Origin of the sequence: Paenibacillus hubeiensis (genome assembly GCF_032334105.1) — a bacterium.
Taxonomy (GTDB): domain Bacteria; phylum Bacillota; class Bacilli; order Paenibacillales; family Paenibacillaceae; genus Paenibacillus; species Paenibacillus hubeiensis.
Map to the genome: position 1 here is coordinate 663,979 of NZ_JAVYAE020000001.1, position 13,007 is coordinate 676,985.

A 13,007-nucleotide genomic window follows, 5' to 3' on the forward strand; every position below is an offset into this window, starting at 1 on the left:
GCTGCGGCACCGATGATCGCGATCTTCTCATACCTTGCTCCCCTTGAGAGCTCCTCCACATATCCAGACACAGCGTTACCCATCCTATGAATGGGAGAGATAACCTTCCGTCTATTTCCGCCCGGTTGAAATGGAGTGAGGCCGCGCTATAATGAATGGAGTCCCGTTTTACACTGCGTTAACAAATGAATTTACAGGAGGAACATCATCGTGGTCCTTACCCGGTCAACACCGAGCGGCATGCTGCGCAAACTGCTGAACCATCCGCTGACGATTTACCTTGTGTTTCTGGCACTCATCCTATTCAAACTGATCTGGCTGCATCACAATCTGCATGCATACAACATTACGATGGACTTTTTTGACAAAGTGATCGCCGTGGGTTCCCTGCTGCTTGTCTCCTTCTGGACCTGGTGGCTTCCGCCCAAAGGCAGAATGGCAGGACTTGTCCTGCTGCACCTGTTCCTCACGGCGCTGATTTATGCGGATATGGTCTACTATCGGTATTTCCAAGACTTTTTGACCATTCCTGTGCTTATGCAAGCCGGACAAGTCAATGCGCTGGGAGACAGCATCGCCACGCTGCTTCATGTTAGCGACATCTTGTTTTTTGCCGACTGGCTGCTCGTCATCCCATATGGCATCATCGTTCTCTTTGGTCGTCGCTCTCCACGGCATTACAGCCTGCACGCCTTCGAGAGCTCTTCAGTTCGAACGAAAGGGACTCGCAGGCAAACGCGCATTCGCAGATTCGCGTCGGGCTGCATCGCCCTTGTGCTTGGGCTAGGCCTGGCTGTTGGGCCAATTTATTATTACAGCCAGACTTGGGCAAAAGGCTTGTTCGACAATAATTGGTGGAACGTATCGATGTACAATGTGACCGGTCTGATCGCTTTTCACGGTTACGATCTGTACAGCTTCGCCCGGGACCACATCGGTTCAGGAACGGAAGCCAGCGAGAGCGAACTGCAGCAGGTTCGTTCCTATTTCTCGGCTCGGCAAGAAGCCGGTTCGCCGCAGGACGAGTGGTTTGGCAAATACAAAAACAGCAACGTCATCATCGTGCAGGGCGAGGCCTTCATGAACTTCATGATCGGACGCAGCATCAACGGCCAGGAGATTACGCCCCATTTTAACGAGCTGATGAAAGAAAGCCAGTACTATAGCCATTTTTACCACCAGACCGGCCAAGGAAGAACGTCGGATGCCGACTTCGGCGCCAACATTTCGCTGCATCCGCTGCCGTCCGGCTCGGTCTTCGTTCGCTACGCCGACCATACGTATGATTCGCTGCCCTCCATCCTGAAAGATTCAGGGTACAGCACCAACGCGTTTCACGCCTATGAGAGCGGCTTCTGGAACAGGTATACGATGTATCGAAATATGAAGTATGACCGATTTTACAGCAAAAACGACTTTGTGGAGGATGACCCGCTCGGCTGGTCCTTGTCCGACATGTCCTTTTTCCGTCAATCCGTCGACAAAATGAGCGGCGAGGCCGTCGCCCCGTTCTATTCGTTCCTGATCACGCTTAGCAGCCATCACCCTTACTCCCTTCCGCAGAATAAACGCCAACTGGATGTCGGCGAATTCGAGGGCACGATGCTCGGGAATTATTTGCAATCGGTCCATTATGTCGACGCCGCACTCGGCAGCATGGTAGAGGATCTTAAAAGCCGCGGTTGGTGGGACAATACGATATTTATGTTTTACGGGGATCATGACAATTCAATCACTGAACAGGATGATTACGAGAAATTTTTGGGCCGCTCGTTGAATGCATTGGACATGGAACAGATCATGAACGAGGTGCCGCTGCTCGTGCATCTTCCGGACGGCGCAGGCGCAGGCACCATCGACGCTCCCGCAGGACAGCTCGACATTACGCCTTCGGTGCTGCACCTGCTCGGCATCCCCGATCAAGCATATTACCACATGGGGAACGACCTGTACTCCGGGTCGCCGCGGACGGTCGTGCTGCGCAGCGGCGCATTTACGGACGGCTCGTTGTTTTATATCCCCTCGGACGACTATCTGTTCGAGAACGGTTCATGTTACGATATAAGCACAAGCGCACCAACAGGCATCAATGCATGCCGCCCTGGACATGAAGAAGCGCAGAAACGATTGCAGGTGTCGGATACGGTCATTACCTATGACCTCATTCCGCGCTTGCGGCAGGAAAAAGGAGAACCCAAATGACGATGAAAACAAATATTGAACATCATTCCATTGAACAAAAGCTGTACGATGAGGCAACCGCCTTTGTAAAACACCGATATCCCCAGGGTTGGGGAGGTGCGGCAGCCGTCTACACCGAACAAGGTTCGGTCCTGATCAGCGTTGCTCCCGAAGTGATCAATGCCGCGACCGAATTGTGCATGGAGACCGGAGCCTTTCTGGAAGCTCACAAGCTCAACGAACGCGTCACCCATTCCATCTGCGTGGCCCGCGATGACGAGCAATCCGAATTCAAAGTATTGACGCCTTGCGGCGTTTGCCAGGAACGGTTGTTTTTTTGGGGAGAAGACGTCAAAGCCGCCATCTACGATCCGGAGGGTCGGTTAATTTACAAAAGGCTGGATGAGATTCAGCCCTTTCATTGGTTCAAAGCCTTTCGCGACCAATAAAGCATCCCTCGGTGAATGTAATGTGCCGAAGCCGCACCTCGCTGCGTGTTTCGGCATTTTTTGATTCAAACGTCCGCAAGGAAACTTGCGAATACGGATCGGCTGTTTTATAATTGTAACCAAAATAGTTTCAACTACATTGGAGGTCCAACATGAATATTGAAATATGGTCTGACTATATGTGCCCTTTCTGTTATATCGGCAAGCGCCGTCTGGAGCAAGTCCTGGAACAATTTCCGCATCGTGGCGACGTTACCGTTGAATTCAAAAGCTTCGAGCTCGACCCGAACGCCGAATTGAACAGCGGCAAATCCAACACTGACTATTTGACGGAAAAGTATAACATCAGCGCCGAGCAAGCCCAGGCCATGAATGCCCAAATGAATGCCAATGCCAGAGCCGCGGGGCTGGAATACGACATCGACTCGATGGTTCCGACCAATTCCTTCGCCGCTCACCGCTTATCTCAATGGGCCGGCACCCAAGGCAAAATGCTGGAACTCAGCGAGCGGCTGTTCCAAGCCGTATTTATCGAAGGCAAAGATACAGGAGATCATCACACGCTGATCCAACTCGCTGAAGAAGTGGGATTGGACGGCCAGGAAGCCGCTGCCGTGCTGGCGAGCAATCAATACGCGGACCATGTGCGGGCGGATCAAGCCGAAGCTGCGCAGCTGGGGGTTCGCGGCGTTCCTTTCTTTGTCATCGACCGGAAATTCGCCGTCTCCGGCGCACAACCGGAAGACGTATTCCGAAACGCGTTGCAAAAAGCCTGGGATGAGCGTACTCCTTTCACTATGGTGGAGTCTGCCGGAGACAACACTGCCGATGCAGGTCTCTGCACGGATGAAGGCTGCGAGCTGCCCCAAAAACCTTCGAACTGAACGTCGACGAAAAAGCAGCAGGACTTGGCATACTCCAAGGCCTGCTGCTTTTTTATCGATGAAACTACGTTTCCCCGAAATGCCGTCCATGTCAATCTAATCCCAAAACAACTGGTCCGGATGCGGGCCCGTTCGCTTGTCGGCATCGAGTGCATCGATCAAACTCAGTTCGTCCGGCGTTAACTCAAAGTCAAAGATGTCGGCATTCTCGCGAATGCGCTCCGGCGTAACCGACTTTGGAATCGTCACGATCTGATTCTGGATGTCCCAGCGCAAAATGATTTGCGCCGTGCTCTTCCCGTACTTCTGGGCTAACGCCTTCAGGGTCGACTCCTTGTCCAGCTTGTTGCGCATGATGGGACTCCATGCAACCAACTGGATGCCGTGCTCCCCGCAAAAATCCTGCAATTCCTGTTGGACCAGACCAGGATGCAGCTCGACCTGATTTACCGCAGGCACTATTCCACTTTCGTCCATTAAGTCTTGCAAATGATGAATCTGAAAATTGCTTACGCCGATAGCTCGTACACTTTTCTCATGATATAGACGCTCGAAGGCTCTCCACGTATCCTTATACCGGTCCCTGCCGGGCCAATGGATCAAATACAGATCGATGACGTCCAGACCCAGCGCCTTTTGGCTCGCCTCAAACGCACGAAGCGTTTGGTCATAGCCCTGATCCTCATTCCACAGCTTGGTTGTGACAAACAACTCGCTCCGGGCAATCCCGCTGCCCGCAAGCGCCTGTCCCACTTCTTCCTCATTGCCGTACACGGATGCAGTATCCACGCTGCGATAACCCACTTCCAGCGCTGTCTCCACCGCTTCCTGCACTTCTTTTCCTTTGGCCCGATAAGTCCCCAGGCCCAGCCAAGGCATCGTGACTCCATTGTTCAGTATGGTGCAATCCGTAATATGTTTTGTCATCCTATACCTCCCGATTGGAATTAACCTGCTCTTGGTCTATTAACCTCCTCGCGAAAAATGAAGCGGTCACCGGGCGCAAAAAACCCGCAGGAAGCATTCTGCCCTGCGGGTTCCGGTGTGACAGGAACGAATTATGAATTCCCTTGGCCGCTCTGGCTGCGGATGGAGCTGAATCGTCTCTTCTCCACGGCCAACATCTCTTCGGCAAGCTCGACGCCCTGACCTCCCAAAGAACGTTCGGCTTGACGCATCGCCTGCTCGGTATGAGCCAAGCGCCGTTCGGCCTGTTCGATGGTTTGCTCGGTCGGATGGGACATCGCCTGGGAAACGGCGAAATGCAGTTTGTTGACCGCATTTTGCGCCTGAGATACGGTCGTATTGGCTTGCAAGCTGGAATCGTAACGCTTCGGCATGAATACACCCTCCTTGGGAATCATGTTCCTGTTACCCCTTTAGGATGGATTAGGTTTATCCGCCTTATGCCCTTTCGCGCCCAAAACCATTATTTCACGAATTTTGCAACCTTCTCCAGCACTTCTTCTTCCGTAGGAGCGCTAATGTAACGGCCATTGACGAAAACAAATGCACGTTTGGCGCAAGGTCCGCAATACGATTTACACCCCACCTTGATTTCGGTGCCTGGAGCCATTTTCTCCAGTTTAGGTACGATCGATTTCAATTTAATATGCCTGCATTTCTCGCAGACGCGGATATCGTTAGCCATGATTTCCCCTTCTTTGCGCCTTAATGGTCGCCGTGATTGCCTTTGGAAGGGTTCGTAATGACAAATCCCTCTTGCGGGAAATACAGATAGTCAATTTTAACGCCATCCAGCATCGGCTGATCTTTCTCGAGAATTACGTCGATCTCTTTATCCGTAGACACGACTTCGTCGTGATCTCCCGGGGTATCCAGATCGAGCCCGTAATGGGCGTGATCGCCATGGGCGTGAGTAATGACAACCCGCAGCTTTTTCCCTTCATTCTCAGGCTTGTCCAATTCAAGCTTCAATACTTTGGCAGCATTGCGCGTAATTTTGCAATTCATCTGTTCATCTCCTATATCGTAATTGCTGGATCCAACAATTGCAGCATTTTCGAAACTCCAGCATCTATTTTAAAGAAAGTTAACCCGCTGTGCAATAACATTGATGCAAAATCGTGCCATAATGCCCCATTTGCGGCAATACTCTTTATTTTGAAACAGGCGGCAGCGCCGGATATTTACGTTCGGCCCGACTGACAAACCAGTTCATCAGCAAAAGCGTCACGCCAATATCATCGATCGGCATAAAAGGCATCACGTCGGGAAGCACCCAATACAACAACGCCGGCACGGCAAACAACAGTTTTTCCCAGAGCGGAATCTCGGGGGCCCGCAACAAACGAGGCAATCTGGTGAATACCTCTCCCCACCGCTTAAATGACAACAATCTTCTCCATTTCATCGACATGACCTCCTATCCCTTCCTTACCCGAAAGCACAAGACCCTGCACCACCCATGCTCTATGGATCAGGAAGCTGAATTGAAAAAAACGGATCGCGGTGTGCGGCATCCGTTTTTTTCGTTACGGAAATGAAACCTGAAGGTTTCACCCGTTTTACGGCGTCCCCTTTTTCCCTTCGCCGGAAAGCAATTCTCCGAGCAGCATGCCGATCTCCATGCAAAGATCATCAAACTGCTCCACCGGGAGAGGGTTCACGCCTAATCCCATTTCAACCGTAAAGCCCGGCCTGCTGAACTTTTGAATGAACCAATCCTTGTATCCTGCATCGCTTCCGCTAAGCCTCACGGCTTTGTATCCGGATGCTTTGGCCAACCTGCGGGATAACCAAACACTTTCCACAGGCTCCAGATCGCGATAATTCCAGTAAATCTCCTTGCCTTGACTATGGAGGGCTACAACCGCCGAAAAATCATGCTGGTCCGTCCATTGCGCCAGGGCCAGAGCCTCCGGTTCGGACAACGGCGTTCTCCCCGCATAATCGCGCGGCCCAGGCGAAGCCACCCCTCTCCTAGCCACCTCTTCTTCCCAGTAAGCCGGAAACTGGTCATTCAGATCCACGCCTCTAATGTTTGCTTTCCAATGCCTGAAATCGGCACGGCCCGCATTCCATGCAAGCAATTCATCGGCATAAGGGTGTCCATTCACAACACCTTCCTGAACGAGCTCCACCCCATCCGGATTCACCATCGGCACGATCCAAAGCGTCGTTTCCTTAAACCATTGATTCGGGTAGAAACCATACCAGGAAGAACCCGTGCCGACGACAGCCGCATACTGCTCAATAAACCGCAGCAAAACCGGAGTCGTCAACCACTCGTTTGCATGAATGGAGGCATTAACATGAAAATGCCGGGCTCCTTCCCCGATCCGCACATAATGCAGCGGTTTGCCCATCACACTCGTACCGATCGTGCCCGTATGGATAAATGGATAACGTTTCTCAAGCTCCCGGATGTCACGGTTCATGTCACGGTACCCATATTCACCCTGGATTCTGATTATAGTTTGGCCCGTTGCATCCGGAATATGAATGCAGTGTCCGTGCCAATCGTCCATTTCTGCAATATTGGCATTTGCGTTTCGCAATTCAGCCTCCGTCATCCCGAAGCGCTTCGCGATTCCGCTTGCGGTTTCTCCAGGCTGAACCGCATAGCGACGCCCCGTGCCCGGAATGATGCGCAGCATCTGTCCTGCCAACAAGTAGGGCTGGGCCGCGGCCTCCGGATTAAGTGCTGCGAGGTGTTCCCTGGTCATGCGATGTACGGCAGCGATGCGGGATATCGTGTCTCCCGGCTGTACGATGATCCATTTCGATTCCATGCGCTCCCCTTTCCCGGCAGGAAACCCTTGAAGTCTGACCGTCGCCCCTGCCCGTCTTCTCCTGATTAGCTGCAGGCTCTCAAAACATCACGAATCGCATGCAGCATGGTTCATCATGCTATTGCATAGCATTGATAATGTATATGCGCATGAAGTCGTCCGACATGTGGTCGCCATGCAGTCATCGACGGGTCGGCATGAACGCACGACAAAGATCCCGGAGCCTCATGGCCCCGGGATCAATCGCACCCCTTGTCGCAATGATCGAGAACGTCAAAATGGTTATGATAATTGCGTGACCTGCCATACTACTGGCGTTTTGGAGATCTGCTCTCCCAGCCATTGACGGGCAATATTCTGAAACATACCCGGGTCTCCCGTGCAGAAAAATTGGTGTACCGGAATCTCGTCTCCGCTTGCCAGTTTTCGTTTATCGTACAAAATCGTGCTTATTTCCCTTGCGGTCTCATCCGCTGAACTGATCAGCTTCACGTCCTGACCGATGACTTCCTGAATGGTATCCATCAGAAACGGGTAGTGGGTGCAGCCGAGAATGAGACAATCGAGAGGCTCATGCCTGAGCGGATCGATGGACCGCTTCACGACGCCGGTCGTCTTGACGGAGCGGAATTCCCCCTTCTCCACCAGCGGCACAAGATCCGGGCAGGCCTGGCTTACCACTTCGATATAAGGGGAAAGCTCTTTAAGGGCCGCCGTATACGCACCGCTGCTGATCGTGCCGATCGTTCCAATGACTCCAATCTTACCTGTGCGCGTTGCCGTAATGGCCGCCCGCGCTCCGGGATGAATGACGCCGATGACCGGAATCGGGACCTTGGCCCGGATATAATCCAGAGCTGCCGCCGTAGCCGTATTGCAGGCAATAACGATCACCTTTGGATCGAATTGGATCAAAAAATCTACAATTTGTTCTGTAAATTGTTTCACTTGTTCGGACGAACGGGGTCCGTACGGTGTCCGGGCAGTATCTCCAAAATAAATGATCTTTTCCCTGGGAAGCTGACGCATCACTTCCTTTGCGACCGTCAAACCTCCGACACCGGAGTCTAATATAGCGATAGCTTGTTGCACGAACACACCGCTTCCTTCTTCGATTAAAATTGTTCTGAAATGCATGTTTGCCTGAGCTTTCATCCTACTTTATGAGTTTTCGGGCAAAAAGGTACCTACATCTTACCCGATTTCATCGTCGGCTTCAAATTCCGGATACAACCCCCCGACTGGGGTTTATTCCCTTCCGCACAGCAAAGCAGGCTCTCCTCTGAGGGAAAGCCTGCTTAAACCCAAGCCTTTTTGCTTAATTCTGGTTTTTCGACTCGTCTTCGGGAAGCTGGAGGGCCGCATCCTTGCCAATCTCATCAACCTCTTTTCCAGTCGACAGATGATCTTCTGAGGCTGGATTAGCAGGGATCGCCGAAACCAGCAATTCCTTGGAGCTGCTGCCGCTCCGCCATGATTGGATATCATGGATCACGACATCAGCCGCTTCTTTGACTTTGGACACGAGATTCGTGCCCTGTTCGCCCACTTTGCTGACCAATTCCTGGCCTTTCTCCGTGACTTGGCGCGCACCTTCCGAAATGTCCTGACGAAGCTCGCGCCCGGATTTCGGAGCAAGCAGCAAAGCTGTCACCGAACCAACCACCGAACCAATTAACGCTCCCCATAACAGGCTTTTGTTGGAATCCTTCACGTTGCATCTCTCCCTTTCGAATTGTCGTTACCGATTTAACCCAACATTTTCGTTTCGCTAAACCGGGCGAATGCCTATTCCGTTGATGCATTATAAGCAGCACCGGTTTGTCCTGACACTCCCTGAACAAAAAAAAGTTGGAGTACAAGCAACTATGCCTCGGCCTTCTCTCCAGGCTGAAGATCAATGACATAGCGCCCCGGCGCAATCAATGCCGCCTGGCGCTCGCACCGCCAACGCCTGCCGCCGGAGGAGCCGAGCAGCTGTCCATTTTGAAGCACATCGCCTTGATCGAATATGTAATAAGCTGCCCCGAGAAGCGTTTGGGCAACCGTATCCGGATCAATTCCCGTGAAATGACATTGGACATCGGGTATGCCGAGTGCGGAAAGTCCCACCGTGTCCATCACAAGTTCACGTTGTTCCTCATCCCCGCCGGCCTGATACATCCGCACGTTCATGGCGCCGTACAGATGCTCTTCCCTTTCCTGCGACTGGCGATAAGCCGCTGGTTCAACCACTTTGTCGCTGCCGTACCAATAGATCGCCTCGCACGGCAGGACCTCAAGGATCGCCTGGAGCGTTTTTTGAAACAATTCCAGCCGCTGTTTCCGCGGCATCGCCGCCGCAAACATGTCATGCAGCCGCATGGAATATTCGGCAGACGACACAGCCCGCTCTGCTTCGGACCAATGCCAAGCCTGCTGAATCGCTCCTTTAAAACGGGAACGATCCTCGATTTTCTGCACGGCGAGAACACAGGTTTGCGAAGGAACGGCCCCTTCCTCAAAAGAAACCAGATGGTCCAAGTGATAGAAGACCAACAACTCTTCCTTGTACTCCGGATCCGGCTGCACAGCATTTTTCTCTCCGGGGAGTTCCTGATCCCCCGCGGTTTCACCCTGATCATGGCGCTGCTTCACGGCTAACCGAACTTGACCGGTGTACCGGCTTATCGCATCATGCAGTCGGCGGCGATCGACATGCGGCGGGGTTTTGAACAGCAGCTCCACCATATATACGGGATGAAATCCCGAAGGCGTTTTTGCGCTTTCTTTTTCTTGCAAATGTTCGTTGCTTTCATGCATCATGCTGCTTCCCTCTTCCTTGTGCTGCTAACCCTTTGCCTGCACGTTTTGAAATGGACCGAGTTCCCGGTCCACGTAATCGGAGACGTGTTCTGCAAAACGTTCGAGAACGTCCGGCAGCTCCCGGCTTAACGGATGCAGCTCGGACCGATTCCAGCTGAAGTATTCTTGTACTAACGGCTTTCGTAGAGCAACAAGACGGCTTAACACCTCATATGTCGCCGTATCGAACACCTTTTCCTCGTGATTGATCGTGATGATGTCGTCATAACTGCTTGCATCCCGCATAATAAACCCGTCTATAAGGTAACTTCCTACATCGGTCACGATTTCGATGGCCAGATGCAGGCATCGTTCCTGAACCAAGCCGAGCACAAGCCCGCCATCCCACGAATGTACCGCATGACGAAGCCCCTCGGCGATTTCCGGCACTGCAGCCAACCTATGGGCAATCTGCTCTCTGTTTACGTAATACAACACGTTCACCTTCTGTTCCCTAGATTATCGGTTCCGCTTGCCTCTGCGCTTCAGCCAGAATAGCATGACTGGACAAGCGATCAGAAACACGATAAAAATGTACAAAAATTCCATAACGTCTCTCAAATCGCTCATATCCAGTCCCCTTTACTTCTGTAAATGGAATGAAAAAGATCAGATTTCGTAATCCACCGCAATCGATTGTTCTCTTACTTCGTTCATGTATTTGATGACTTCCTGATGTAATGGGTGGACCTGATACGCCTGCAAGTCTTCCAAAGAAGCGAATTCCGCTGTAAGCGAAATGTCAAAAGACCTGTCCGACCGCAAAACATCCACGCCAACCTCCAGGGAAATCAGGACGTCGATTTTGCCTTCCAGGTTTCGAAGGACTTGCGCAGCGGCTTCAATATTCTCCGGAGAACGCTCCTTCATTTTAAAAAGAACAATATGCTTAATCATCGTAGACGGCTCCTCTTCTGCGTATAATCCATATCCTTGCGTAAATCCATCGTTGATCCACGGGTGCTTCCTTCTTAAGCGGAAGATCGGAGCAACGTTGCTGTATTCAAAATATACCATAACGTTTGCTATTGTAAAAGGATACTGGAAACGTTCTCCCAGAGAATACGAGAAGCATTTCAGGCAGGGATTTAGTTGGACTCGTCCGAGTCCTTCACGTTCTTCGCTCGTTCCGACTCGGGCAACCGGGATTCAGGCTGCTTCTGGTCAGAAACCGGCGGTTTGGCTTCGCTCTCCGACTCAGACTTGGCGCCAGACCGTGACCATTCCTGATCCGAGATGCCTTCTTTCTTTTTCAGTACCGTAATGGCCTGACGAAGTTTCTCGGGCAGCGGAAGACCGATTTTGGCATAATTTTCCGTAATCGAAATCAGCTCGTTGACCAAATAGAAATAAATCGCCCCACCCTTGATGATATCCATTCCCATTAACAGATCGATCCGGTGAGCGAGAAGGATGACCGTGAGCATAAGCCCCTTGCGGGCAAGCCCCCAGAAACCGACATTACTGTTTAAACCGGTACCCGACCTTACAGCTGCAGCAATACCCGTAATGTAATCTATGGCCATGGCAACGGCCAACAGACTGAGCAGCTGATCCCATCCACCAAAAGCAAACGTAACAATAGCTCCTGAAATGGCTGCAAAGGTATTCACGGCTGGTTGCACAATGCTCCCCCCCATCTCTTGATCCTCTGTACAAGATATGCACGGTTAAGAGATTTTGACCAACCAGTTGCCTGGTGCAAACCGTGGAAATGCGATTGCCGGTTTGCGCATAATCACATTAAAAAGTGAAAGGCGAATCCGGAAAACATTGGCTAATAGAGGTAAACAAACCGCATCATATCAACAAAAATTCGGAAAAAGTAAAATAGTCCTAAGAATAGTCTTATAGAATCATTTTGATGTTTCTACAGCTTCTTTTAACTCTGAAAATTTAGTGAATCATTGTAATCTAGGAATATACTAGGAAGTCCACGGGCAAACTTCTAGTCCATAACTCCCCCCCCGGCCATGCGCCATCGCGGTTCGCGTTTGCAAAACGGTGCACCTGGCACTTGAAAGTACCCCTGTTCTTATTGTAGTATTTGTTTAAAAAAATCGGAGGAAATATGCCTAATCAACCAGAACAACATTCCATCCAGGCGTGGTCTCTGATCAACCGTAAATACTTGGGTAAAGGCGTCCGTGTGAAACGATTCCGCAAACCGACACGCTGTCAAATCCGTAATCGCGTTCTTCTTGCCGTGCTGATGGCCAATGACATCAAGTTGTCCCAGCTGGCCGAAGACCTGTCCATTTCGTCCCGGAGCGTAAGCGCCTGGGTATACGAAGGGCGGATACCCGGCAGTACCAATCTGGACAAGGCCTGCCAATTGCTCGGCTACCCGCGCCACATTCTTTTCAATGAAGAAGTCGTTCGCAAAAGCCCGGTGATTTGCCAGCCTGAGCCTTCCCGTTTCATGAAGCGTACGGTGACCCGTTCTCCGGTTAGCAACCGTATTCTGACAGGCTTATGCATGGTCCATGATTTGTCGGTGACAGATGTCAGCCACTGGATCGGGGTTCACCCCGGCACTTTTCGCAAATGGCTGCATCAGGGAACGCTGCCTTCCGCTGCGTTTCAGGAACAGGCGGAACAATTTTTCCGCATTCCAAAAACGATATTGTTTGCAGATGTTATCTTGAAAGATCGCCGCAGCAACTAAATGGAGCAGACTGTCCGGGTGCAGTGCACCCGGCGACAACCAATGTCACCTTAAATACAGAAAACACGGGTATATGGCTGAAATGGCCAAATCCCGTGTTTTTTGTTTTGTCGAGCAATTCAACTTCAATAACCTGAAACCTGTTGTGAATAATACATACAAAAGTCTGATTACACACAATCCAAAAAAAATTTGTTCGACCATAAATTAAAAATATAGACAATTG

The 13,007-nt window shown here is 51.3% G+C and carries 15 protein-coding genes and 1 pseudogene; 4 read left to right on the forward strand and 12 right to left on the reverse strand.

Annotation, left to right across the window (positions count from 1 at the left end):
* The first annotated feature begins 240 nt into the window (after positions 1 to 240).
* The 3 genes from RSX24_RS03030 (at position 241) to RSX24_RS03040 (ending at position 3,514) form a co-directional block, all read left to right on the forward strand.
* Entirely contained in the window at positions 241 to 2,202 is a 1,962-nt protein-coding gene (locus RSX24_RS03030) for an LTA synthase family protein (protein ID WP_438286769.1), read from the forward strand.
* The gene (locus RSX24_RS03035; RefSeq protein ID WP_438286753.1) at positions 2,199 to 2,630 is read left to right on the forward strand and encodes a cytidine deaminase; all 432 of its coding nucleotides are present in this window, start codon (positions 2,199 to 2,201) and stop codon (positions 2,628 to 2,630) included. The genes RSX24_RS03030 and RSX24_RS03035 overlap by 4 nt, the downstream gene beginning before the upstream one ends.
* A 152-nt stretch (positions 2,631 to 2,782) precedes the next feature.
* Positions 2,783 to 3,514, forward strand: coding sequence for a DsbA family oxidoreductase (locus RSX24_RS03040; protein ID WP_236418286.1), 732 nt, complete (start codon positions 2,783 to 2,785; stop codon positions 3,512 to 3,514).
* Between the two features lie 96 nt (positions 3,515 to 3,610).
* Here RSX24_RS03040 and RSX24_RS03045 read toward each other — a convergent pair whose 3' ends face one another.
* The 12 genes and pseudogenes from RSX24_RS03045 to RSX24_RS03100 form a co-directional block, all read right to left on the reverse strand.
* On the reverse strand, positions 3,611 to 4,441 hold the full coding sequence (locus RSX24_RS03045) for an aldo/keto reductase (protein WP_236418288.1): 831 nt from the start codon (positions 4,439 to 4,441) through the stop codon (positions 3,611 to 3,613).
* A 131-nt stretch (positions 4,442 to 4,572) separates the two neighbouring features.
* Positions 4,573 to 4,854, reverse strand: a complete 282-nt coding sequence (locus RSX24_RS03050) for a hypothetical protein (protein WP_236418297.1) — start codon at positions 4,852 to 4,854, stop codon at positions 4,573 to 4,575.
* Positions 4,855 to 4,943: 89 nt separating this feature from the next.
* The gene (locus RSX24_RS03055; protein WP_236418299.1) at positions 4,944 to 5,165 is read right to left on the reverse strand and encodes a YuzB family protein; all 222 of its coding nucleotides are present in this window, start codon (positions 5,163 to 5,165) and stop codon (positions 4,944 to 4,946) included.
* Between the two features lie 20 nt (positions 5,166 to 5,185).
* Positions 5,186 to 5,488, reverse strand: a complete 303-nt coding sequence (locus RSX24_RS03060; protein ID WP_236418301.1) for an iron-sulfur cluster assembly accessory protein — start codon at positions 5,486 to 5,488, stop codon at positions 5,186 to 5,188.
* Between the two features lie 145 nt (positions 5,489 to 5,633).
* A complete protein-coding gene (locus RSX24_RS03065; protein WP_343259623.1) occupies positions 5,634 to 5,888 on the reverse strand; it encodes a hypothetical protein in 255 nt (84 codons plus the stop codon).
* A 154-nt stretch (positions 5,889 to 6,042) separates the two neighbouring features.
* Positions 6,043 to 7,269 carry a M14 family zinc carboxypeptidase gene (locus RSX24_RS03070; RefSeq protein ID WP_343259624.1) on the reverse strand — a complete coding sequence of 409 codons (1,227 nt, stop codon included), beginning with the start codon at positions 7,267 to 7,269 and terminating at the stop codon, positions 6,043 to 6,045.
* Between the two features lie 282 nt (positions 7,270 to 7,551).
* The gene (gene racE, locus RSX24_RS03075) at positions 7,552 to 8,361 is read right to left on the reverse strand and encodes a glutamate racemase (protein WP_290371471.1); all 810 of its coding nucleotides are present in this window, start codon (positions 8,359 to 8,361) and stop codon (positions 7,552 to 7,554) included.
* A 226-nt stretch (positions 8,362 to 8,587) separates the two neighbouring features.
* Positions 8,588 to 8,983, reverse strand: coding sequence for a YtxH domain-containing protein (locus RSX24_RS03080; RefSeq protein WP_236418324.1), 396 nt, complete (start codon positions 8,981 to 8,983; stop codon positions 8,588 to 8,590).
* A 152-nt stretch (positions 8,984 to 9,135) separates the two neighbouring features.
* Complete coding sequence (locus RSX24_RS03085; protein WP_236418327.1) at positions 9,136 to 10,074, reverse strand: DUF4261 domain-containing protein; 939 nt, start codon at positions 10,072 to 10,074, stop codon at positions 9,136 to 9,138.
* Between the two features lie 24 nt (positions 10,075 to 10,098).
* Positions 10,099 to 10,548 (reverse strand): DUF86 domain-containing protein, encoded by a 450-nt coding sequence (locus tag RSX24_RS03090; protein WP_236418330.1) that lies wholly within the window; start codon positions 10,546 to 10,548, stop codon positions 10,099 to 10,101.
* A 174-nt stretch (positions 10,549 to 10,722) separates the two neighbouring features.
* Positions 10,723 to 11,010 (reverse strand): Dabb family protein, encoded by a 288-nt coding sequence (locus tag RSX24_RS03095; protein ID WP_236418340.1) that lies wholly within the window; start codon positions 11,008 to 11,010, stop codon positions 10,723 to 10,725.
* Between the two features lie 332 nt (positions 11,011 to 11,342).
* Positions 11,343 to 11,753, reverse strand: a pseudogene (locus tag RSX24_RS03100) (phage holin family protein); the annotation flags it as partial.
* Positions 11,754 to 12,184: 431 nt separating this feature from the next.
* Between RSX24_RS03100 and RSX24_RS03105 the strand changes: the two are divergent.
* Entirely contained in the window at positions 12,185 to 12,781 is a 597-nt protein-coding gene (locus tag RSX24_RS03105; RefSeq protein WP_236418347.1) for a helix-turn-helix domain-containing protein, read from the forward strand.
* Positions 12,782 to 13,007 lie beyond the last annotated feature (226 nt).